17 protein-coding genes are annotated in these 23408 nt (G+C 68.9%); 5 read left to right on the forward strand and 12 right to left on the reverse strand.

Annotated elements, in window-relative coordinates:
- Window position 1: 1 nt before the first annotated feature.
- The 4 genes from IRT45_RS11840 to IRT45_RS11855 all read right to left on the reverse strand — a co-directional run bounded on the left by IRT45_RS11840 (window position 2) and on the right by IRT45_RS11855 (window position 4207).
- Complete coding sequence (locus IRT45_RS11840) at window positions 2-334, reverse strand: acyl-CoA carboxylase subunit epsilon (RefSeq protein ID WP_194805890.1); 333 nt, start codon at window positions 332-334, stop codon at window positions 2-4.
- 205 nt (window positions 335-539) lie between these two features.
- A complete protein-coding gene (locus IRT45_RS11845) occupies window positions 540-2180 on the reverse strand; it encodes an acyl-CoA carboxylase subunit beta (protein WP_194805891.1) in 1641 nt (546 codons plus the stop codon).
- Between the two features lie 145 nt (window positions 2181-2325).
- Window positions 2326-3690, reverse strand: coding sequence for an L-lysine 6-transaminase (gene lat / locus IRT45_RS11850; RefSeq protein WP_194805892.1), 1365 nt, complete (start codon window positions 3688-3690; stop codon window positions 2326-2328).
- A 64-nt stretch (window positions 3691-3754) separates the two neighbouring features.
- Entirely contained in the window at window positions 3755-4207 is a 453-nt protein-coding gene (locus tag IRT45_RS11855) for an Lrp/AsnC family transcriptional regulator (protein ID WP_036498415.1), read from the reverse strand.
- 97 nt (window positions 4208-4304) lie between these two features.
- Between IRT45_RS11855 and IRT45_RS11860 the strand changes: the two genes are divergently transcribed.
- On the forward strand, window positions 4305-5834 hold the full coding sequence (locus IRT45_RS11860; RefSeq protein WP_194805893.1) for an aldehyde dehydrogenase family protein: 1530 nt from the start codon (window positions 4305-4307) through the stop codon (window positions 5832-5834).
- A 4-nt stretch (window positions 5835-5838) separates the two neighbouring features.
- Here the strand turns inward: IRT45_RS11860 and IRT45_RS11865 are convergent, their stop codons facing one another.
- From IRT45_RS11865 to IRT45_RS11875, 3 genes are all read right to left on the reverse strand, one after another.
- A complete protein-coding gene (locus IRT45_RS11865; protein WP_194805894.1) occupies window positions 5839-6690 on the reverse strand; it encodes an SDR family NAD(P)-dependent oxidoreductase in 852 nt (283 codons plus the stop codon).
- On the reverse strand, window positions 6687-7634 hold the full coding sequence (locus IRT45_RS11870; protein ID WP_194805895.1) for a patatin-like phospholipase family protein: 948 nt from the start codon (window positions 7632-7634) through the stop codon (window positions 6687-6689). The genes IRT45_RS11865 and IRT45_RS11870 overlap by 4 nt, the downstream gene beginning before the upstream one ends.
- Before the next feature lie 81 nt (window positions 7635-7715).
- Window positions 7716-8180: a VOC family protein gene (locus IRT45_RS11875; protein WP_194805896.1), complete on the reverse strand. Its 465-nt coding sequence runs from the start codon at window positions 8178-8180 to the stop codon at window positions 7716-7718.
- Window positions 8181-8347: 167 nt separating this feature from the next.
- On the opposite strand from IRT45_RS11875, the gene IRT45_RS36770 reads away from it, so the two are divergent.
- From IRT45_RS36770 to IRT45_RS11895, 3 genes are all read left to right on the forward strand, one after another.
- On the forward strand, window positions 8348-13273 hold the full coding sequence (locus IRT45_RS36770) for a DEAD/DEAH box helicase (RefSeq protein WP_228534216.1): 4926 nt from the start codon (window positions 8348-8350) through the stop codon (window positions 13271-13273).
- Window positions 13274-13314: 41 nt separating this feature from the next.
- Window positions 13315-14121 (forward strand): DNA-formamidopyrimidine glycosylase family protein, encoded by an 807-nt coding sequence (locus tag IRT45_RS11890; protein WP_194805897.1) that lies wholly within the window; start codon window positions 13315-13317, stop codon window positions 14119-14121.
- A 118-nt stretch (window positions 14122-14239) separates the two neighbouring features.
- Window positions 14240-14413, forward strand: a complete 174-nt coding sequence (locus IRT45_RS11895) for a hypothetical protein (RefSeq protein ID WP_194805898.1) — start codon at window positions 14240-14242, stop codon at window positions 14411-14413.
- A gap of 9 nt (window positions 14414-14422) precedes the next feature.
- Here the strand turns inward: IRT45_RS11895 and glpD are convergent, their stop codons facing one another.
- On the reverse strand, window positions 14423-16171 hold the full coding sequence (gene glpD / locus IRT45_RS11900; protein WP_194805899.1) for a glycerol-3-phosphate dehydrogenase: 1749 nt from the start codon (window positions 16169-16171) through the stop codon (window positions 14423-14425).
- 132 nt (window positions 16172-16303) lie between these two features.
- Here glpD and glpK point away from each other — a divergent pair, with 132 nt between their 5' ends.
- On the forward strand, window positions 16304-17803 hold the full coding sequence (gene glpK / locus IRT45_RS11905; RefSeq protein WP_194805900.1) for a glycerol kinase GlpK: 1500 nt from the start codon (window positions 16304-16306) through the stop codon (window positions 17801-17803).
- Between the two features lie 10 nt (window positions 17804-17813).
- On the opposite strand, the gene IRT45_RS11910 is transcribed toward glpK, so the two are convergent.
- From IRT45_RS11910 to IRT45_RS11925, 4 genes are all read right to left on the reverse strand, one after another.
- A complete protein-coding gene (locus tag IRT45_RS11910; protein WP_194805901.1) occupies window positions 17814-18998 on the reverse strand; it encodes a PLP-dependent aminotransferase family protein in 1185 nt (394 codons plus the stop codon).
- A gap of 84 nt (window positions 18999-19082) precedes the next feature.
- Window positions 19083-20267: a hypothetical protein gene (locus IRT45_RS11915; RefSeq protein WP_194805902.1), complete on the reverse strand. Its 1185-nt coding sequence runs from the start codon at window positions 20265-20267 to the stop codon at window positions 19083-19085.
- Window positions 20268-20340: 73 nt separating this feature from the next.
- Window positions 20341-21465, reverse strand: coding sequence for a hypothetical protein (locus IRT45_RS11920; protein ID WP_228534189.1), 1125 nt, complete (start codon window positions 21463-21465; stop codon window positions 20341-20343).
- Window positions 21466-21820: 355 nt separating this feature from the next.
- Window positions 21821-23239, reverse strand: a complete 1419-nt coding sequence (locus IRT45_RS11925; protein ID WP_223273405.1) for an NAD(P)H-quinone dehydrogenase — start codon at window positions 23237-23239, stop codon at window positions 21821-21823.
- Between the last annotated feature and the right edge of the window lie 169 nt (window positions 23240-23408).

A 23408-nucleotide genomic window follows, 5' to 3' on the forward strand; every position in this document is an offset into this window, starting at 1 on the left:
GTCAGCCGCGGATGTGCGACAGGTAGGGGAAGGCGTAGGGGGAGAACGGCGAGGTACCGCGGTGCATCATGGTGGGCCGGCCCCAGTTGTCCACCGGGCCCTGGTCCTGCGGCGCGCCTGCAGTCGCGCTCGCGGCGGCGAACACGGTGACCAGTGCGGCGAGGTCCTCGTCGGTGGGCGAACCCTTCAGGACGCGGATGACCGGCCCGTAACCGGCCTCGACCTCGACGGCAGCGGCGACGGATGCGAGCTTCGTGTCGTCCGCACCGAATTCGTCGACCGCCAAATCCAATTCGGCAGCGCGCAATATCTCTTCGTCAGCCACAGCCGTCACAGCGCCAACTCCTCCTGTTCTGTGCCGGCCCCGAGGGGCCGGCGTTCACGGTGCGGGACGAACCCACGCCGCGAAGGGTATTCGTGCGGCCCTCATCGAATGAGGGCCTTTTCCTACCATCTTCGCCCGGATGCGGCGATCGTGCGCGGTGCGAACGCATCACTCATCCGGAAAGTGTGCCTCCGCTACCGCACATATCGTCGGATCAGAGCGGAATGTTGCCGTGCTTCTTCGGCGGGAGAGTAACCATCTTTCGCTCGAGCAAGCGGAGCGCGGAGACGATCTGGCCGCGGGTGTGCGAGGGCGGGATCACCGCGTCGACGTAGCCGCGCTCGGCCGCCACGTACGGGTTGACCAACGTGTCCTCGTACTCGTTCTGCAGCTCGAGGCGCAGTGCGTCGACATCGGCGCCCTCCGCGGCGGCCTGCTGCAGCTTCTTGCGGTAGACGAAGCCGACCGCGCCCGAGGCGCCCATGACGGCGATCTGGGCGGTGGGCCACGCCAGGTTCACATCGGCGCCCATGTGCTTGGAGCCCATCACGTCGTACGCGCCGCCGTAGGCCTTGCGAGTGATGACCGTGATTTTGCCCACAGTGGCCTCGCCGTAGGCGTAGAGCAGCTTCGCACCGCGGCGGATGATGCCGTTGTACTCCTGGCCCGTGCCCGGCAGGAAGCCCGGAACGTCGACCAGCGTGATGATCGGAATATTGAACGCGTCACAGGTGCGCACGAACCGCGCGGCCTTCTCCGAGGCGTCGATGTCGAGGCAACCGGCGAACTGGGTGGGCTGGTTGGCCACGAAACCCACACTGCGACCGTCGATGCGGGCGAAGCCGACGATGACGTTCATCGCGCGCTCTGCCTGCACCTCGAAGAACTCGTCGTCGTCGACCAGGCGCCGGATGACCTCGTGCATGTCGTAGGGCTGGTTCGGCGAATCCGGGATCAGGGTGTCGAGCTCCAGATCCTCCTCGGTCAGCGAATCCTCGATCGCGCCGGCGATCGGGTCGCTGGCCGGGAAGCGCGGGGCCTCGGCGCGGTTGTTGCTGGGCAGGTAGCTCAGCAGGTCCTTGACCCAGTCCAGCGCGTCCTGCTCGCCCGAGGCGACGTAGTGCGCGGTACCGGACTTCACCATGTGGGTGTGGGCGCCGCCCAACTCCTCCATGGTGACCTCTTCACCGGTGACGGTCTTGATGACGTCCGGGCCGGTGATGAACATCTGGCTGGACTGGTCGACCATCACGACGAAGTCGGTCAGCGCCGGGGAGTACACGTGCCCACCGGCCGCGGCGCCCATGATCAGCGAGATCTGCGGGATCACGCCGGAGGCCTGGATGTTGCGGTGGAAGATCTCGCCGTAGAGCCCGAGCGAGACCACGCCCTCCTGGATGCGAGCGCCGGCGCCGTCGTTGATGCCGATCAGCGGGCGGCCCGTCTTGAGCGCCAGGTCCATGACCTTGACGATCTTCTCGCCGTAGACCTCACCGAGGCTGCCGCCGAACACCGTCGAGTCCTGGCTGAAGATGCAGACGTCGCGGCCGTCGATGGTGCCGTAACCGGTCACCACGCCGTCGCCGAGCGGACGGTTGTTCTCCAGGCCGAAGTTCACGCTGCGATGCCGGGCCAGCGCGTCCATCTCCACGAACGAACCCTCGTCCAGCAGGGCCAGGATGCGCTCGCGCGCGGTCAGCTTGCCCTTGGCGTGGACCTTCTCGACCACCCCCTCACCCATCGGGTGCTGGGCCTCTTCGAGCCGATTGCGCAGATCAGCCAGCTTCCCTGCGGTGGTGTGGATATCGGGGGCGCCCGCCGAACCCGGCGAAGGCTGACTCTGGACACTCGTCATGCCCCGGAGTGTAACCAGTGGCGCAGTCCGGCGGAATTCCAGTGGGGGCTACCGACCAGTACCGTTATTGACTACCTGTCAGCGGAAAACCGCTGGTGAAGTGCCACAACGATGGTCCGGACACGCTCCGTGAGCCGGGGACAGGTCACCGATCGGCCATGCCCGTGAGGACACGATCCATGGCATCCACCGCCCGCTCGAGCTCGTCGGCGGTGACCGTCAGCGGCGGCCGGAACCGGATGCCGCGATCGCCGGTTCCGAGGAACAGTACCCGTTCACGCTGCCGCAGATCGGCGAGGACGGCATCGCGCAGTTCGGCGGATGCCAACGTCACCGCGCACATCAGACCGCGACCGCGCGGATCGGTCAGCCGCTCGTGCCGGGCGGCGAGCGCACGCAGCCGGTCGAGCAACAGGGCGCCCAGTTCCTGCGCGCGAGCGGCCAGGTCTTCGGCCTCGACCACCTCGAGGATGCGCCGCGCCCGCACCATATCGGCGAGGTTGCCGCCCCAGGTGGAATTGAGCCGTGAACTCACCGCGAACACGTTGTCGGGCACCTCGTCGACGCGCCCGCCGGCCATGATCCCGCAGACCTGGGTCTTCTTCCCGAACGCGACCACATCGGGTCGCAGGCCGAATTGCTGGTAGGCCCAGGTCGAGCCGGTCATCGCCACGCCGGTCTGCACCTCGTCGACGACGAACAGCGCGTCGTGCTCGTGGCACAGATCCTGCATGTGGCGGAGAAATTCCGGTCGCATATGCCGGTCGCCGCCCTCGCCCTGAATCGGCTCGGCGATGAAACACGCGATGTCGTGCGGATTTTCGGCGAACGCGGCCCGGGCCTGCGCCAGCGCACGCTGCTCGGCGGCCTCGATGTCGACACCGGGACACAGGTAGGGGGTCTCGATGCGCGGCCAGTCGAAGGCGGGGAACCGTTCGGTCTTGATCGGGTCGGTGTTGGTCAGCGACAGGGTGTAGCCGGAGCGGCCGTGGAAGGCGCCGGTCAGATGCAGCACCTTCGTGCCCAGGTCGGCCGGGCGGCCGTGCATCGCGTTGTGGCGGCTCTTCCAGTCGAAGGCGACCTTCAGCGCGTTCTCGACCGCCATCGCGCCGCCGTCGATGAAGAACAGATGCGGCAGTGCCGGATCGCCGAGGACGCGCGCGAAGGTGTCGACGAAGCGCGCCATCGCGACCGTATAGACATCGGAGTTACTGGGCTTGTTCAGCGCGGCCGTGGTGAGTTCGGCGCGAAAGCGGGCGTTCGCCGCCAGCGCCGGATGGTTCATTCCGAGCGCGGAGGAGGCGAAGAAGCCGAACATATCCAGATAGACGGTGCCGTCGCGGGCGTCGACCAGGTTGCGTCCCCGCGATCTGCGCAGGTCCAGCACCAGATCGAAACCGTCGGCGAGCAGATGGGCGGACAGGATGTCGTGTACGCGCGAGGCGGTGACCGACGCCGGGTTCGTGACCTCCGCGTCGGCCGTTCCGGGGCGCTCCAGTTCGAGGGTCACACCCACAGGATACGAAAATATTTACGGTTTTACTACGAACAAACGGATAAATTACGATCAGGTCTCATCTGTCATAGAATGTCTGCAGAATGATGGTGCTTCGGGTGCGCACATTGGCGGTGGCGCGGATCTCCTGCAGCAACTGTTCGAGATGGCGGGGCGAGGCCACCCGGACGAGCAGCATGTAGCTCTCCTCCCCCGCCACCGAATGACATTCCTCGATGCCGGGGATGTGCTGCAGCAGGGCCGGAGCATCGTCGGGCTGTGACGGATCGAGAGGAGTGATCGCGACGTATGCCGACAGCAGTTGTCCCAGCGCCTCCGGATCGACCTTCGCGGAATATCCGCGGATCACGCCGCGCGCCTCGAGCCGGCGCACCCGCGACTGCACCGCGGAAACCGACAGGCTTGCCTTCTCGGCGAGATTGGACAGCGTGGCCCGGCCGTCGGCCATCAATTCGCGGATCAGGAGCCGATCGATATCGTCGAGAACAGGTTTCGCAGGTGCATCCGCCATCAGCGAAGGCTAACCCAGCGGGCGGTGGCCGGGGCCGGAAACGATCTCCCACCGGTGTGAAGTCCCTCGTCAACCGATTTCGGAAACGGAGCCGCAGATGACATCCGCACCCGTGCTGCCCACCACCGACGAACTTCGCGACCGGGCCGCGCGCCTTTTGCTCGAACTCGGCGTCGACCCGATCGATTCCGGTGACCTGCCGGCGCGCACCCCGATCACCGGCGGGGAACTGATGCGCGTCCCGGCCACCTCCGCCTTCGCGGTGACCTGCGCGATCGACAAGGCGCACAGCGCTTTTCGCGCGTGGCGTACCGTCCCCGCGCCACAACGCGCCGCGGTGGTGCGGCGGCTGGGACAACTACTGACCGAAAACCTCGACGCGCTGGCCGGACTCGTCACGTTGGAGGCGGGCAAGATCGGCGCCGAGGCACGCGGTGAGGTCCAGGAGATGATCGACGTCTGCGAATTCGCCGTCGGTCTGTCCCGCCAGCTCTACGGCCGCACCATGGCCTCCGAGCGATCCGGGCATCGGCTCATGGAGACGTGGCATCCGCTCGGTGTGGTCGGGGTGATCTCGGCGTTCAACTTCCCGGTCGCGGTCTGGTCGTGGAACACCGCTATCGCGCTGGTCTGCGGCGACACCGTGGTGTGGAAACCCTCGCAGACGACGCCGTTGACCGCGCTGGCCTGCGATGCGCTGCTGCGGCGCGCGGCCCTCGACGTCGGCGCCGACCCGCGGATCCACCAGCTGATCCAGGGCGGCGCCGAGGTCGGCACTCAGCTCGTCGACGACGAGCGGGTGGCCCTGGTCAGCGCCACCGGATCGGTGCGGATGGGACAGGCGGTAGCACCCCGGGTGGCGGCACGTTTCGGCCGGTGCCTGCTCGAGCTGGGCGGTAACAACGCCGCGATCGTCACCCCGTCCGCGGATCTCGACCTCACCACGCGGGCCGTGGTTTTCGCCGCGGCGGGCACGGCCGGGCAGCGGTGCACGACGCTGCGCCGGGTCATCGCGCATGTGGATGTGGCCGGACCGCTGCTGGATCGGATGAGCGCGGCGTATCGCCAACTGCCCGTGGGTAATCCGTTCGACGACACGGTATTGGTCGGACCGCTGATCGACGGCCGCGCGCACACGGCGATGCGGGCGGCGATCGACCGTGCGCTCGCCGACGGCGGTGAATTGATCTGCGGCGGTGAGCGGGTCGAGGTCGGTGGCGGCGACTCCTACTACGTGCGCCCGGCGATCATCCGGATGCCCGGGCAGACCGCGATCGTGCGGGAGGAGACTTTCGCGCCGATTCTCTACGTGCTCACCTACCAGGATCTCGACTCCGCGATCGCCCTGCACAACGGTGTGCCGCAGGGGCTTTCATCGGCCATTTTCACCTGTGATCAGCGTGAGGCGGAACGGTTCCTGGCCGCCGACGGCTCCGATTGCGGCATCGCCAATGTGAACATCGGCACCTCGGGTGCGGAGATCGGCGGTGCGTTCGGCGGTGAGAAACAGACCGGCGGCGGGCGCGAATCGGGATCCGACTCCTGGAAGGCGTATATGCGCCGCGTCACCAATACGATCAACTACTCCACCGAACTGCCACTGGCACAGGGCATTCGGTTCGGCTGAACGCCTAGCGCTCCGGTTCGCGGCCGATGGCGCGGACCTGGTCCTCGTAGACGGCCCGCACCGCCGCATCGCCCGGATGCAGCGCCCGGTCGCCGTCGAAGAGGCCGCGCACCCTGCGCACCACCGACTCGGGCGCGGCCGCCAGCGCGATGTCGACCGGGTCGAGGTATTGCGGCACCGCCACCTCGGCTCGGCGGGAGCGGCAGGTCTTGACGATCGCGGTGGCGACGTCGACCGGGTCCACCGTGGGCAGCCCGCGGCCCAGGGTCAGCCCCGAGGACAGCCGGGTGCGCACCGCGGCGGGCAGCACACAGCTCACGCTGACCCCCGATTCAGCGAATTCCAGCCGGGTCGCGGCCGACAACCCGACGGCGGCGAATTTGCTCGCGTTGTACACCGCCAGGCCGGGCAGCGGAATTTTGCCGGCCAGCGAGGCGACGTTGACGATATGACCGCGGCCGCGGTCGACCATCGCCGGTGCGACGGCCCGCATGCCGTGGATGAGACCCCAGACGTTGACGTCGATCGTGGTGTGCCCCACCGCATCCGGTTCGCCGAGGAACGGGCCCGCCGGCATCACTCCGGCGTTGTTCACCAGGATGTCGATCCGGCCCAGATCGGCGACGACCTCGTCCCACCGCGCCCGGTCACGCACGTCGAGTTCGACAGCGCGGGCACCGAGGGCGGCCGCCGCGTCGGTGGCGGCCGCGGCGTCCACATCGGCGAGGACGACCTCGGATCCCTTGTGCGCGAACGATTCCGCGGCGGCCCGGCCGATGCCGCGTCCGGCGCCGGTGACGAGGACGCGGGCCGCGGCGAGGTCGATCGGCGGATAGCCGTTGCCGAACAGATTCATGTGAATTCACTCCGTTCCATGGCGCGGCGGGTGCTGCGCAGACTGTGTTCGAAGGTCTCGCCGCGGCGGCGGCCGTCCATGAAATTCGGGCCCATCACCGCCAGGTCGGCGGCGGTCACCGCCAATCGCAGCACGCGGGTTCCGGCCGCGCGCACGGCGGCGATCTCGGAGTCCAGTTGCGCGCTCATCGGCTTGCGGAGCTGACGCTCGAGCCAGTGCCCGGGCCCGCCCGCCGGCACCGACCGCGCCGAGGCCATCGGGGTCAGCACCACCAGTTCGTCCAGGTGCAGCGGCAGCAGCAGATCCACCGAGGCGGTGGAGGCGGCACCGCCGTCGACGAACCGCCGGCCCGCGATCGGCACCGGCGGGAACCAGCCCGGAACCGCCCACGAGGCCCGCAGCGCCTGACCGACCGTCGCGGCCGGCGCCTCCGGTGCGCCGAAGGCCACCCGCTCGCCGGAGTCGTAGTCCATCGCGACCAGCCACGCGGCCGGATGAGCGAACCAGTCCCGATCGTGGTTCAGGTCGGTGGCCAGGCGCTGCAACCAGCTCGCGTCGCCGCCCCCGACCGGCAGCAGCCGACTGCCCGCGCTCAGCAGAGCTTGCCGGGAACGGTTGCCGTGCAAGGCCATTCGCGGTGCGCCGAGGCGGGGGCGGGGCAGCGGCGGGAAGCGGCCCGGTTCGTCGGCCATGTGCCGGGCCAGGATCGGATCGGCGACGGTACCGCGCTGCATGGCCGCCAGATCGTCGACGGAGATCCCCGAGGCCAGCATCGTCACCATCTCCGCACCGGCGGAGGTGCCGATCAGCGCGTCGGCCTCGCGCGGATCCCACTGCAGCACATCCCGCACCGCGGCCAGCGCCGCCACGATCCAGGCCGCACCGACGGTGCCGCCGCATCCGATCGCCAGGCCACGTCGCTGTAACCCGTTACTGTTACGCATAGTCTCAAACACTAGCGGGCGAGGGGCGCGCTGCGCGCTCAGGTCGGCCGATCGCAACCGTTCGGCAATGAACGGCCCCCGCTACCGCCACGGCATGTACTGCAGACTCCAGGTATTGCCGTCGGGGTCGGCGAAATGGGCGTACAGCACACCCCCGCCGACATCTTCGACGTCACCCACGGCGACGCCGCGCGCGACGAGCTCCGCGCGGGCAGCCTCGATATCGGCCACTACCAAGTGCAGTCCGCGCAGGGAGCCGACCGCGCCGTCCGTGGTGGGGACGCCTTCGGACAGCAGAATCGAACAGGCCGAACCGGGCGGGGTCAGCTGCGCGATTCGCACACCCGGTGCGGGCGCCACGTCGACATCGAGATGAAATCCCACCCGATCGCGATAGAACTCGATCCCCCGGTCGATATCTCGCACCGGGACCGGCACCAATTCCAGCAGCAGCGTGCCGGGCGGGACCGGCGGGTTGTCCGGGTCGTTCGTGACCTGTGCGGGGTCGGCCGGAATCTCGGTCACAGTGTCGGGGCGCTCGCTCATGGTCGGTCCCATCGTCGGTGTCCACCGCATTCGCGGCCAGCCTATCGGGACGAGCCGTGGACCGGCGCCGATCCGGCCACCTCATCCGGCGAGGTCGGGCCCGGGAAACACCTCCACACACATCGCCGTCGGGACTCGATGTCGGTGCCCGGGTGCAGACTGAACCCATGCAGCAGTTCTCCCGGCCGACCCAGGAGTGGTTCGACGGTGCGTTCCCCGCGCCCACGACCGCCCAGCTGGGGGCCTGGGAGGCGATATCCGCCGGAGAACACACGTTGGTGATCGCGCCGACCGGGTCGGGTAAGACGCTGTCGGCTTTCCTGTGGGCGATCGACCGGCTCGCCACCCGCGAACCCACGGACGGTCCGCAGCGCACTGCCGTGCTCTACATCTCCCCGCTCAAGGCCCTGGCGGTCGACGTCGAGCGCAATCTGCGCGCCCCCCTGGTGGGCATCACCCGCACGGCCGCCCGGCTCGGTATGCCCGCCCCGGAGATCAGCGTCGGCGTGCGTTCCGGCGACACCACGCCGGCCGACCGGCGGACCCTGCAGCGCAGGCCGCCCGACATCCTGATCACGACGCCGGAATCGCTGTACCTGATGCTCACCTCGGCGGCGCGCGAGACGTTGTCACAGGTCGGCACCGTGATCGTCGACGAGGTTCACGCCATCGCCGGTTCCAAGCGCGGGGCGCATCTGGCTCTGTCGCTGGCCCGGCTCGATCAGCTCACCGAGCGGCCCGCGCAGCGCATCGGGTTGTCGGCCACCGTCCGGCCGCCGCAGGAGGTGGGGCGCTTCCTGGTCGGCTCGGCGCCGATCACGATCGTGTCGCCGCCGGCGCCGAAAACGTTCGACCTGTCGGTGCGGGTGCCGGTGGCGGATATGACCGAGCCGGGCGAATCCGATCAGCCGGGTTCGATCTGGCCGCATGTGGATGCCGCGATCGTGGATCTGGTGCTGGCGCATCGTTCGTCCATCGTGTTCGCGAATTCGCGGCGGCTGGCCGAACGTCTGACGGCGCGGCTGAACGAGGAATACGCCGAGCGCATCGCCGCACCGGACGAGGCGGAGGAGGTCGCGGGACGCCGCGAGCACGCGCCGCCCGCACAACTCGGGTCACCGACCGAGGTCAATCACGGGGCGGCGCCGTTGCTGGCGCGAGCCCATCACGGTTCGGTGAGCAAGGAACAGCGCGCCATCATCGAGGACGATCTCAAGAGCGGCCGGTTGCGGTGTGTGGTGGCGACCAGCAGCCTCGAGCTCGGTATCGATATGGGGGCGGTGGATCTGGTGGTGCAGGTCGAGGCGCCGCCGTCGGTCGCCGGCGGGCTGCAGCGGGTCGGTCGTGCCGGACATCAGGTGGGTGAGATCTCACGCGGGGTGATCTTCCCCAAACACCGCACCGACGTGATCCACTGCGCGGTGGCGTCGATGCGGATGACGGCGGGACAGATCGAGGAGTTGAAGATCCCCGCTCATCCCCTCGACATCCTGGCCCAGCAGACCGTGGCCGCCTGCGCCCTGGAACCGATCGATGTCGACGAATGGTTCGAAACCGTCCGGGGCACAGGCAGTTTCGCCCTCCTGCCGCGTTCGGCGTACGAATCGGTGCTGGATCTGCTGTCGGGCCGCTACCCCTCCGACGAATTCGCCGAACTGCGTCCACGCCTGGTGTGGGATCGCGATGCGGGCACGCTGACCGGACGCCCCGGTGCGCAGCGCCTCGCGGTCACCTCCGGCGGCGCGATACCCGACCGCGGCCTGTTCCCGGTGTTCATGGTTGGCGAAAAGGCCTCGCGGGTCGGTGAACTCGACGAGGAGATGGTCTACGAATCGCGGGTGGGCGATGTGTTCGCCCTCGGCGCGACCAGCTGGCGCATCGAGGACATCACCCACGACCGGGTTCTCGTCTCCCCAGCCTTCGGCCTGCCCGGCCGGCTGCCCTTCTGGCACGGCGATTCCCTCGGACGCCCGGCCGAATTGGGTGCGGCCCTGGGCGAATTCGTCCGCACGGCCGGTCAGGCCGTCGAACGCGCACCGGCCGGGCGGATCGAGGAACTCGTGCGGGATGCGGGCGGTTTCGATGCTGCGCTCGACGGTGAAGCCATCGACTCCGAGCCGGCGACGCTCGGCCGCGGACGGCAGCAGCCCGCTCGCCGGGCCCTCGGGAACGGCGCCGATTCGATCGGTGACGAGCAGCCGCGGTCCCCGGCGGTGCGGGCGGAAAGTCCTGCGCCACAACGCCGATCGTCCGCCGACCCCAGCGGAAACGGCGCCACGCGACGCACGTCCTCCCGCGCGGGAGCCGCGGCCTCCAAGGCGGGTAAGACCGCCGCGAAGGGCGGCGAACTGGTCGAACTCGAACAGCTCGTCCACGCCGCGGGCCTCGACGATTTCGCGACGGCAAACCTGGTCGCGCTGCTCGCCGAGCAGCGCCGAGCCACCGGTCATCTGCCGACCGACCGTACCCTGCTGGTCGAACGCTTCCGCGACGAACTCGGCGATTGGCGGCTGATTCTGCACTCGCCCTTCGGATTACCGGTACATGCGCCCTGGGCGCTCGCCGTGGGTGCGCGGTTGCGGGAGCGGTTCGGAGTCGATGCCGCGCCGACCGCGTCCGACGACGGCATCGTGGTGCGGCTGCCCGATACCACCGACGATCCGCCGGGCGCGGAACTGTTCGTCTTCGAACCGGACGAGATCGACGACGTGGTGACAGAGCAGGTGGGCGGGTCGGCGCTGTTCGCCTCTCGTTTCCGCGAATGCGCGGCGCGGGCACTGCTGTTGCCGCGCCGGGATCCCGGCCGCCGCGCGCCGCTGTGGCAGCAGCGCCAGCGCGCGGCCCAATTGCTCGATGTGGCCAGGAAATTCCCGGATTTCCCGATCCTGCTGGAAACGGTGCGCGAATGCCTGCGTGACGTCTACGATCTGCCGGCCCTGCGGGATCTGCTGACGAATGTGGCGCGGCGCAAACTGCGACTGGTCGAGGTCGAGACGGCCTCCCCCTCACCGTTCGCCAATGCGTTGCTGTTCGACTACATCGGCCAGTTCATGTACGAGGGCGACAGTCCGCTGGCCGAGCGCCGCGCGGCCGCGCTGTCGCTGGATTCGAGCCTGCTCGCCGAGCTGCTGGGCCGGGTGGAACTACGCGAACTCCTCGACGCCGCGGTCCTCGAACTGACCGAACGCGAACTGCAACGGCTCACCCCCGAACGCCATGCCCGCGACGCGGAAGGGCTCGCCGACCTGCTGCGACTGCTCGGCCCGCTCACCCCCGCCGAGGCGGCCGAGCGCTGCACCGCGGACCCGGGCCCGTGGTTCGCCGAATTGCTGCAGGCCAGGCGGGTTCTGGAAGTGTCGTTCGCGGGATCGCGGTGGTGGACGGCGATCGAGGACGCCGCCCGGTTGCGCGATGCCCTCGGCGTCCCCTTGCCGATCGGCACGCCGGCGGCCTTCATCGAACCGGTCGCCGATCCGCTGGGTGATCTGGTCGCCCGCTTCGCCCGCACCCACGCCCCGTTCACCCTCGACGCCGTCGCCCGGCGCTTCGGCATCGGGCCGGCCGTCGCGGCCACCGCATTGCATCGGCTCGGAGCCGAGAAGCGAGTGGTGGAGGGCGAATTCACGCCGGGTTCGGCCGGTGCGGAATGGTGCGACGCGCAGGTGTTGCGCCGGCTGCGGCGCCGTTCGCTGGCCGCCGCGCGTAAGGAGGTCGAGCCGGTCTCCATGGGCGCGTTCGGCCGGTTCCTGCCGGCGTGGCAGCATATCGGCACCTCGACCCTGCGCGGCGTGGACGGGGTGGCCGCGGTGGTGGAACAGCTTGCGGGCGTGCCGATTCCGGCTTCCGCATGGGAGTCGCTCATCCTGCCGTCGCGGGTGCGCGACTACACACCGGCGATGCTCGACGAACTCACCGCCTCCGGCGAAGTGCTGTGGTCCGGTCACGGCGCCATCACCGCCAAGGACGGCTGGATCGCCCTGCATCCGGCGGATCAGGCGCCGGTCACGCTGGGGCCGCCGCAGGAGATCGACTTCACCGATGTGCAGCTGCGCCTGCTGACGGCGTTGGGCGCGGAGATGACCGCGGCGGCCACCGACGCGATTCCGCTCGACGCCGACGGCACGGTTGCTACCGAATCGGGCGCCGGCAACCGGCTCGTCGTGGTGGCGGGCGGCGCCTATTTCTTCCGGCAGTTGTCCGATGCGACGGGCGTGCTCGACGACGCGGCCGTGGCGGCGGCACTGTGGGAGCTGGTGTGGGCCGGATATCTGTCCGGCGACACCTTCGCTCCGGTCCGGGCGCGACTGTCGGGCACTACCCGCAGCACCACCGCCCATCGCACCCCGCGGCGCACCCCGCGCGGGCGCATGTACCTGCCGCGGCCGGCGATGCCGACCCGGACCGGCCCTCCCGCCGTGGCCGGGCGATGGTCGCTGCTGCCACAGCGCCTGGCGGACAACACGATTCGCGCCCACGCCACCGCGGATCTGCTACTGGAGCGCTATGGCGTGCTGACCCGCGGTTCGGTGCAGAACGAGGAGATTCCGGGTGGGTTCGCGCTGATGTACCGGGTGCTCACCGAATTCGAGGACCGCGGGCGCTGCCGGCGCGGCTATTTCGTCGACACCCTCGGCGGTGCGCAGTTCTCCACCACCGACGTGGTGGATCGGCTGCGCTCCTACGATTCCGACCGGCTGGGCCCCGGCACCGGCCGGGTCGGCACGGTCGCACTCGCCGCCTGCGATCCGGCCAATCCGTACGGCGCCGCCCTGCCGTGGCCGAAGAACGCGGGTGAGGGAGCCGGACATCGCCCGGGCCGCAAGGCGGGGGCTCTGGTCGTCCTGGCCGCGGGCGAACTGGCCCTGTACCTGGAACGCGGCGGCAAGACGCTGCTCACCTTCACCGAGGATCCCGAAATCCGGACCGAGGCCGCGGCCGCGCTGGCGGCCCTGGTCCACGACCGCCGGATCGACTCCCTGGTCGTCGAACGCGTGGACGGAGAATCCGTGCACGGCAACACCTTCGCCACCTTCCTCACCGACGCCGGTTTCCACACCACTCCCCGGGGCTTCCGGCTACGGAGCACGGCATGAGACCGGCACGCATCGCCCACCGGCACCGGTGGTGAACGCCGATGCCGGAAGGAGATACCGTCTATCTCGCGGCGGCGCGGCTGCGTACCGCGCTAGCGGGAAAGATATTGACGCGCAGTGATTTTCGCGTCCCGCGCTACGCCACGCTCGATCTGCGCGGCGCCCGGGTCGACAGCGTCGGCAGTTACGGCAAACACCTGTTCGTGCGGACCGAGACGCTCAGCATCCACACCCATCTGAAGATGGAGGGCACCTGGCGGATCTACCGCCCCGGGCAGCGGTGGACCAAACCCGGATTCACCGCGCGACTGATTCTCGCCACCGCCGACACCGAAGCCGTCGGGTTCTCCCTCGGCCTGGTCGAGGTGCTACGCCTCGCCGACGAGCACACCGCCGTCGACCATCTCGGCCCGGATCTGCTGGGCCCGAATTGGGATGCGGCCGAGGCGGTCCGCCGGCTGCGCACGGATCCGGAGCGGCCGATCGGGCTCGCGCTACTCGATCAGACGACCATGGCGGGAGTCGGCAACATCTTCCGCAGCGAGATCTGTTTCGCCGAGCGGGTCCACCCGGCCACCCCGGTCGCCGCCGTACCCGATCTTCCCGGACTCGTCGACGCCGCGCATCGCATCCTCGGCCGAGCCGCACACCATCCACCCCGGCCCGCGGTGGTCTACGGCCGGCAGCGCCAACCATGCCCCCGCTGCGGATCGATGATCCTCGTCCGCATGCTCGGCCCGGATGCCGCATCCGCGCCCGCCACCGAACGCGGGATCTACTTCTGTCCTCGCTGTCAGCCCGCACCCGAGACGCCGGAGCCGAGGACCGCAGGCCGGACTCGCCGCTGATCGGTCACGAACCGCGATGTTTGCCGATCGATAGCTATATCTCTCGGCCGCTAACACTTCGGAGCGTGAATGCGACATAAGGGCGACACAGATCGTCACCGGTCGGGAAGCAGGGCAGATGACATATGCGAGCACCGCGATGCGTCGTAGCACACGGCTTGTCACCCAACTGCTGATCACGGCCATCGCCATCGCGGCCACCGTCCTGTTCACCTATGCGCTGCAGCATTCGGTGAGTACGGGCCCCGTCCATTCCGGTCACACCTCGGCGCCCACGTCGAACGCCCCCTAGCCGCCCCGCCTACGCCTGGGGCAGCGGCACCGGCTCCAAAATCTCCGGACGGGGCTCCGGTGCGGCCGCGCGCAGGGCGTCGGCCGAGACGTCGTCGGGTTGGGTCTGGGATCGAATCTCGGCCTCGACGCGGGCGTTGTACGTACTCACCTCGCGCCGGATCTGCTCCTCGTCCCAGCCCAGTACCGGCGCCACCAGCCGCGCCACCTCGTCGGCGCATTCGGTACCGCGATGGGAGAACTCGATGGAGATGCGGGTGCGCCGGGCCAGAATGTCGTCCAGATGCAGCGCCCCCTCGGCGACCGCCGCGTAGACGGCCTCCACCCGCAGATATCCGGGCGCGTCCGTAATCGGCTGCAGCAGTTCGGGTTTGCCCTCGGCCAGATCGAGGACGTCGGTGATCAGGGAGCCGTACCGGTTGAGCAGATGTTCGATCCGGTAGGGATGCACACCGTAGGTCTGCGCGAGCTGCGGTGTCTGGTTGAGCAGAGCGAAGTAGCCGTCGGCGCCGAGCAGCGGCACCTTGTCGGTGATCGAGGACGACACGCGCTGCGGGATGTCGCGGACGGCCAGATCCACCGCGTCGTAGGCCATCACCCGGTAGGTGGTGTATTTACCGCCCGCGATGGCGACCAGCCCCGGCGCGATCTGCGCCACCGCGTGCTCGCGCGACAGCTTGGAGGTCTCGTCGCTCTCCCCGGCCAGCAGCGGCCGCAGCCCCGCGTACACACCCTGGATGTCGTCGTGGGTGAGCGGGGTGACCAGTACCTCGTTGATCCGTTCGAGCAGATAGTCGATATCGGCCTTGGTGGCGGCCGGATGAGCCAGGTCCAGATTCCAGTCGGTGTCGGTCGTGCCGATGATCCAGTGATTGCTCCCCCACGGAATCACGAACAGCACCGAGGTGCGGGTGCGCAGAATCAGCGCGGCGTCACTGGCGATCCGATCGCGCGGCACCACGATATGCACGCCTTTGGACGCGCGCACATGGAATCGACCGCGAACATGCGACAGCGCCTGCAGTTCGTCGGTCCATACGCCTGTCGCGTTGATCACCACATGTCCGCGGACCTCGGTCGTGCGCCCGTCCTCGCTGTCGCGCACCTTCACTCCGACCACGCGGTCGGCCTCCCGCAGGAAGTCCACGACCTGGGTCGACGTGCGGATCACCGCACCGTAGTGGGCGGCGGTGCGGGCGACCGTCATGGTGTGGCGGGCGTCGTCGACCACGGTGTCGTAGTAGGTGACACCGCCGATCAGCGCGTCCCGGCGCACCCCCGGCGCCAGGCGCAGCGCTCCCGAGCGGGTCACATGATGTTGGCCCGGAACGGATTTCGCTCCGCCCATGGTGTCGTAGAGCACCAGGCCGGAGGCGACGTAGGGCCGCTCCCAGCCGCGATGGGTCAGCGGGTAGAGGAACCGCAGCGGTTTCACCAGATGCGGGGCCAAGGTCTTCAGGCTCAGCTCACGTTCCCGCAGCGCCTCGCGGACCAGCCCGAATTCCAGCTGCTCGAGATAGCGCAGGCCGCCGTGGAACATCTTCGACGAACGGCTCGAGGTGCCCGAGGCCAGATCGCGCGCCTCCACCAGGGCCACCTCCAGGCCCCGGGTGGCGGCATCGAGTGCGATGCCCGCGCCGACGACCCCGCCACCGATCACGATGACGTCGAAATGCTTGGCGCCCAAGCTGTCCCAGGTGGCCGCGCGCTGCTCGGGCCCCAGTTCGCCGGTGTGCTGACCGTGTGACTTCTCGTTCATCGCTCGACTTCCTCCGCACTGTTCGGTGGGATCGTCCTGCGTTACCCGTCGGTAATCGCTACCACCCTAGTCCACCGACAGGCGCGCGGCGATGTGATGCGCGGCGCGTGCGAGGTTTAGTAGCCTGCACGGATGCGACGCTTCGTGGCCGCCATCGACCAGGGGACAACCTCGAGCCGGTGCATCGTGTTCGACCGCTCCGGCCGCATCGCCGGCCTCGGGCAGCGCGAGCACGAACAGCTGTTCCCACGACCGGGCTGGGTGGAGCACGATGCCGAAACCATCTGGCGCAATACCGAATTCGTGATCGGTGCGGCGCTCGAGGATGCCGGGATCGGCGCCGGCGACATCGCGGCGGTCGGAGTCACCAATCAGCGCGAAACCACCGTCGTCTGGGACCGTGCCACCGGCAAGCCGGTCGCCAACGCCATCGTCTGGCAGGACACCCGCACCGCGGCGCTGTGTGACGAGCTGGCCGGCGACGTCGGCCCCGCGCGCTACGCCGACCGGACCGGGCTGCCGCTGAGCACATATTTCGCCGGTCCCAAACTGCGCTGGATTCTCGACAACGTCGACGGTGCGCGCGCCCGCGCGGAGGCCGGTGACCTGTGCTTCGGCACCATGGACAGCTGGATCCTGTGGAAGCTGACCGGCCGCCACCTCACCGACGTCACCAACGCCTCCCGCACGATGCTGATGAATCTCGAGACCTTGCAATGGGATTCGCAGATCTGCGCGGAATTCGGCATCCCCGTCTCGATGCTGCCGCAGATCCACAGCTCCTCGGAGGTGTACGCCGAGATCTCCGCCGGCCCACTCGCGGGGGTTCCGGTGGCCGGCATCCTGGGCGATCAGCAGGCCGCGACGTTCGGGCAGGCGTGCCTGTCACCGGGCGAGGCGAAGAACACCTACGGAACCGGCAACTTCATGCTGCTCAACACCGGTACCACGCCGGTGTTCAGCAAGCACGGTCTGCTGACCACGGTGTGTTACCGGCTCGGCGACCAGCCCGCGGTGTACGCGCTGGAGGGTTCCATCGCGGTGACCGGATCCCTGGTGCAGTGGTTGCGCGACAACCTCGGCATCGTCGAATCCGCGGCGGAGATCGAACCGCTGGCCCGCAGCGTCGACGACAACGGCGGCACCTATATCGTCCCCGCCTTCTCCGGCCTGTTCGCACCCCGGTGGCGGCCGGACGCGCGTGGCGTGATCACCGGACTCACCCGCTTCGTCACGAAGGCGCATCTGGCCCGAGCGGTATTGGAGGCCACCGCATTTCAGACCCGCGAGGTGATCGACGCGATGCGCGCCGACGCCGAGGCGGAGAATCTCGGCGTCGAATTGACCACCCTCAAGGTCGACGGCGGCATGGTCGCCAACGAACTGCTCATGCAATTCCAGGCCGACATCCTGGATGTGCCGGTGGTGCGGCCGGTCATCACCGAAACGACCGCGCTCGGCGCCGCCTACGCGGCCGGACTGGCGGTCGGTTACTGGTCCGGCACCGACGACATCCGCGCCAACTGGTCCGAGGACAAGGTGTGGCAGCCGACGATGTCCGACGCCGACCGCGATCACCTCTACGGCGAATGGAACAAGGCCGTCGAACGCACCTACGGGTGGGCGCGGTAGATCCGCCGCGCTACCCCGCCGCGTCGACCGCGCGGCCCAGCCGATCGACCGCGTCGGTGAGCACGGCCGCATCCGAGGTGGTGAAACACATGCGCATGGAGCCGCGGTAGGGCTGTGAGACCGCGAAGGCGGAGCCCGGGACGTAGGCCACGCCGTGGTCGATCGCGCGCGGCAGCAGTTCGACGGTATCGGTGCCGTCGGTGAAATCGAGCCACACGAACATGCCGCCGGCGGCGTCGGTACTCACCACCCGGTCGCCGAAGCGGACGCGAACCGCGCTCACCAGGGCGGCGGCGCGCTCACCGTAGATGCCGCGCACCTTGTCCAGGTGGGCGCCCAGCCACGGCTCGTCACCCAGCAGGTCCGCGGCGATCTGCTGGGTGAGCGCCGAACCGCACAGATCGGCGCCCTGCTTCAGCAGTTCCACGCCGCGGCACACCTCGTCGGGGGCGATCATCCAGCCCACCCGCAGCGTCGGCGCCAGGATCTTCGAGGCACTCGACAGCCGAATCACGTTGGGCGAGTAGGAGGCAACAGCCTGCGGCGCGGGGCGGTCGAACCACAGTTCGCCGTACGGATCGTCCTCGACCACCCAGAAGCCGTACCGTTCGGCCAGCGCCGCCAGTTCGCGCCGGCGCTGCGGGCTCAGCGTCACACCGCGCGGATTGTGGAAATTGCTCACCGTATGCACCAGCGCCGGGCGCTCGCCGCGCTCGAGCAGCTCGGCCAGCGCGTCGACACGCATACCGTCGGCATCCAGCGGAATCGCCACGATCCGCGCCCCCGCCGCGCGGAACACCTGCAACGCGCCGACATAGGCCGGATCCTCGACCACCACGAGAGCACCCGGATCGAGAAGCACCTCACCCAGCAGCGACAACGCCTGCTGCGAGCCGTGCGTGACGAAGATCTCCTCCAGCGGGACGGGCCGGCCCAGCCGCACCGACTCCCGGGATGCGAGCACCTCGCGCAACGGCCCCCAGCCCGCGGATTCGGTGTACTGCAACCGGGACGGGTCGGCCAGCGCCGACTCCGCCGCGCGGGCGATGGCATCGCGCGGCATCAGCTGTTCGTCGGGCAGCCCCCCGGCCAGGCTGACGATATCCGGCCGGGCGGTCAGCTTGAGCAGATCCCGGATCGCCGAACTCTGCAGACCGTCCAGCCGGCGGGACAGGGGTGGAGTATGCGGCGACATGGAGACCTCCGAGCGAAAGGGTGGTACCTCCACTTTCGCACAGCGGCATCCACAATATGAACTCAGATTCTCATATTGTGAGATTTAGAACGACTGGATCAGCTGGATGAGGTTCCGGCCTCCCTGATTCACGGTTGTGATGACCTCCAGATACAGCGACTTCGTACCGTCGGGGTGGAACTCCGAGACCTCGACGTTGAACTGGTTGGCCGCGGTCGTCGAAATACGCAGGCAGTACGTCGTGCCCTTGGGGATGTGCTCGTCGATGGTCTTCTGCAGCTCCGGCGGGGCCTGCACATTCGCCCCGGGAGCGATGAAGGTGTGCGCCTTCTCCGCGTTGCGATCGGTGTAGTACGCATGCTGATAACCGAAGATGGCGTTCGCACCACTCGACGTGTCGCCCGGCCCGTTGCCGTAGATCAGATTGCCCTCGGTGCGGGCCCGGCAGTCCGCACCGTCGGCCGCATTGGTCGCACCACCGGCCTGCGCATTGTCGGACTTGTCGCCACCACCGCTCGTGGCGAAGACGACGACCACGATCAACGCCACGATCAGCACGACGGCCGCACCGATGCCGCCGATCAGCACTGTCTTGTTGCGACCGGTCTCGACAAGTTCGGGCCCGGGCACCGGCCGCGACGGCGCGAGCTTCTTCGCCAGATCGTCGTCGTCCCACAGCGAACCCGATTTCTGCTCGCCACCGCCGCGCGGGACGGTGAGCTTCTTGGCGAGTTCGTCGTCGTCCCACAGCGATCCCGTGGTTTCCCGCGGCGGAGTGGGCGGAAAGCCGGAATCGTCTGCGCGCCACCAGGTTCCACGATCCGCCTCGGCACCGCCGGCGTCCGGGTACCGCACGGTCTCCGGAGCGCGCGGCGCATCCGCAGCGCGGGGCGGCTCGGGGATGCGGCGGGTCTCGGGCGCGGGCGCCCGAACAGTCTCGGGCGCGGGGGTCCGAACGGTCTCCGGCGCCCGCGTGGTGTCGGCCGCGCGCGGCGTCTCGGGCACCGGATGGCGCACGGTTTCCGGCGCCGCGGACGAATCCGGCGCACGGTATTGCGGGGGCGGCGGCGGGACGGACGGCGTCGCGGGGCCATCGGCGGGCTGCCAGCCCAGTGTGGGACGTTCCGGTTCCCCGGCCGGCGCCCAGCCGACCGCACCCGTTTCACCCGTCGGCGGCCCGAAATCGTTCAGCGGTGGTCCGAATCCGGAAACCGGCGGGCCGAATCCCGACTCGCCTTCGTCCCGGTCCTGATCGTCGCCGGAGGCCATCACCCGTTCCTTCCCCGAGACACACGCGTGGGGCGGTCGCGAACGACCGCCCCACGCGTCGATTCAGTCTGTATCAGTACTGGACCGTGCCACCCCACTGTGTTGTCGCACCAGCGACATTCACCGTTTGCGGAGCGAAATCACCCTGCGGGAGTCTACCAATCTGAGCGGCCGCATCCAGTGCTGCGGCACCACCCGGCTGCTGCTTGATCCAGCCCTCGACGGCGGCCTTGGCCGCATTCGCCTCGGTGGTGTCGACGTAGTTCTCGGACTTCAGATCATCGAAGCCGGTGGCGTGGGTGTACGAGGTGATCTTGATCTTGTTCGCCTCGACGAACTCCACCGACACACCCGCGTCGCCCACGCCGTTCGGAGTGCTGTAACCCACCGTGCCGACATAGCCGTCGAGGTTGCTGAAGTGGTGGGTGTTGGCCACGTAGCCCGGCAGCAGTCCGCCGCCGTCGACGTTGGCACCGACCTCGGTGTGCGGGCCGTTCATCTGGACGACCGGTGCGGCCGGTGCGGCCTGCAGGCTCGGCGAGGTCCACTGCGCCTGCTGCGACGGGTTCGAGTTGCCCTGCTGGCTGCGCAGCGTGTCCGCGTTGCCGCCGTTCTGCGACTGTGGCTTGTTCGGAGTGCCGACGGTCTGGTCCGGCGACTGCTGACCCGGCTTCAGCTGGTCGGCCTGGCCGTTGGGGGTCGGCTGATCCGGAACGACGGCCGGCTGCACCTGGCCACCCTGACCCGGCACCGGCAGCGGCGCGACGCGCGGGGTGGTCACACCCGGCTGCGTCGGCGAGGCCAGGTTCTGGTCCGGCTTCGGCGTGTTCTGGTTCGGGGTCGTGACACCCGGCTGCGGGGTGGTGACACCCGGCTGGTTCGGAGTCGTGACACCCGGCTGATTGGGGGTGGTGACACCCGGCTGGGGGTTGCCGTTGCGCTGGGGCCCGTTCTGCTGGGTCCCGTTCTGCTGGTTGTTGTTCTGCTGAGTGCCACCCTGCGGAGCGTTCTCCTGCGTGCCCGGCGTGTTCTGCCCCTGGCCGTTGTCGCCCTGCGCGGGTGCCTCGTTGGTGGCGCCCGGCTGCGCCGGAGTGGTCGGCACGCTCGGCTGATCGGCCGGCGCGGCACTCGCCGTACCCGACGCGAGGATGGTCGCCACGGCGGCCGCGGTGGCCAGCGGCAACGACGTCGTGGCCATCGCTCGCTGCGCCCGACTCGGCTTACGATGTTTCACTGTCTCGCAATCCCTTTCCCGAGCTCGGCCAGTGCCACCGACCGACGAACGCCGCTCGATGGGGCCGTCTCCATTGGTCCCTCATCGATGTCCGGCCCGCACCCTGCTGCGGGCCGCGAGCCGCTCGCGGATTCCCGGCCCGGGAAAGATTGCATTCCCCCCGCCACGTGAACCTGCCAACCGCCCACCACTGACATCTCTGCCGGAAGTGAACCATACGAACAAGTTTCAGGCAACCGGTGCTACCCGACTGTGGGAAGCCACACTCGGTCCGGCAAAAGATCAAGCGGGGCAGCGCATTTGAAACAGCCGCCGCCCACTAGTCCAGATCGTCGTGACGCATCAACTGCCGCGCCGCCTCGGTGACCGATCCCGACAGCGACGGGTACACCGAGAACGTCTGGGCCAGGTCGTTCACCGTCAAGTTGTTCTGGACCGCGATCGCGATCGGCAGGATCAGTTCGGAGGCGATCGGCGCGACCACGACGCCACCGATCACCACGCCCGTGGCCGGTCGGCAGAAGATCTTCACGAAGCCGCGGCGCAGGCCCGACATCTTGGCACGCGGATTGGTGTTGAGCGGCAGCATCACCGTGCGCGCGGGCACCTCACCGTTGTCGATCGCGGTCTGGCTGACACCGACCGTGGCGATCTCGGGCCGGGTGAACACCGCGGAGGCCACCGTCTTCAACCGGATCGGCTGCACTCCCTCGCCGAGTGCGTGATACATCGCGATCCGGCCCTGCATCGCCGCGACCGAGGCCAGCGGCAGCAGCCCGGTGCAGTCACCGGCGGCATAGATCCCGGTCGCCGCCGTCCGCGAGACGCGGTCGACGCGCAGATAACCGCCGCGGTCGAGTTCGATGCCGATGCGCTCGAGACCCAGATCCTGGGTGTTGGGCGTGGAGCCGACCGTCATCAGCGCGTGTGAGCCGGTGACCGTACGCCCGTCGGACAGTTTGACCACGATCCCGTCCGCGGTCCGCTCGACGGCGTCGGCACGGGCCTGTTTGACGAGCTCCACCCCGCGTTCGGCCAGGGCGTCCTCGAGGACCAGCGCGGCGTCGGCGTCCTCCCCGGGCATCATCCGGTCGCGGCTGGAGACCAATTTCACCTGCACGCCCATCTCGGTGTACGCCGAGACGAATTCCGCGCCGGTGACCCCCGAGCCGACGACGACGAGCGTTTCCGGCAGCTCCTTCAGGTCGTAGAGCTGCCGCCAGGTGAGGATGCGTTCACCGTCGGGTTCGGCGCCGCGCAGCACCCGCGGGCTGGCGCCGGTGGCGATAAGGACGATCTCGGCCTCCATCACCCGTTCGGTGCCGTCGGCGAGCGTCGCGCGCACCAGATGTGTGGCCAGACCGGCGATCTGGTCGATCAGCTGACCGCGGCCGTTGAGGATGGTGACGCCGGCGGCCTGCAGTTTCGAGCGGATATCGGACGACTGCGCCTGCGCCAGCGCCTTCACCCGGGAGTTCACCTCCGACAGCCGCACCTGCGCCTGCGCCACATGCAGCGTGATACCCAGATCACGCGCGCGCCGCAGATCGGTGCGCACACCGGTCGAAGCGATGAAGGTCTTGGACGGGACGCAGTCCCACAGCACGCATGCACCACCGATACCGTCGGAGTCGATCACGGTGACCGTGGCTCCGTGCTGAGCTGCCACCAACGCCGCTTCGTAGCCGGCGGGGCCGCCCCCGATGATTGCAATGCGGGCCATGTGTACCTCCGCTATCGAGCCGTGCGGCCGGGATCTCCGGCACTGCCGTCAACGTTATCGGTCCTGTTCCTCATCGTTTTGACCGCGTCATGGGTGACGTTGCGCGTGTCACCTACCGGTAATTCTCCGGACATCCGCCCGCCCCGCCGGAGACAGGCACGGCCCGAACCCGGCCGGATCGAAA

The organism is Nocardia sp. BSTN01, assembly GCF_015354405.1.
In the GTDB taxonomy this organism is placed as follows: Bacteria; Actinomycetota; Actinomycetes; order Mycobacteriales; family Mycobacteriaceae; genus Nocardia.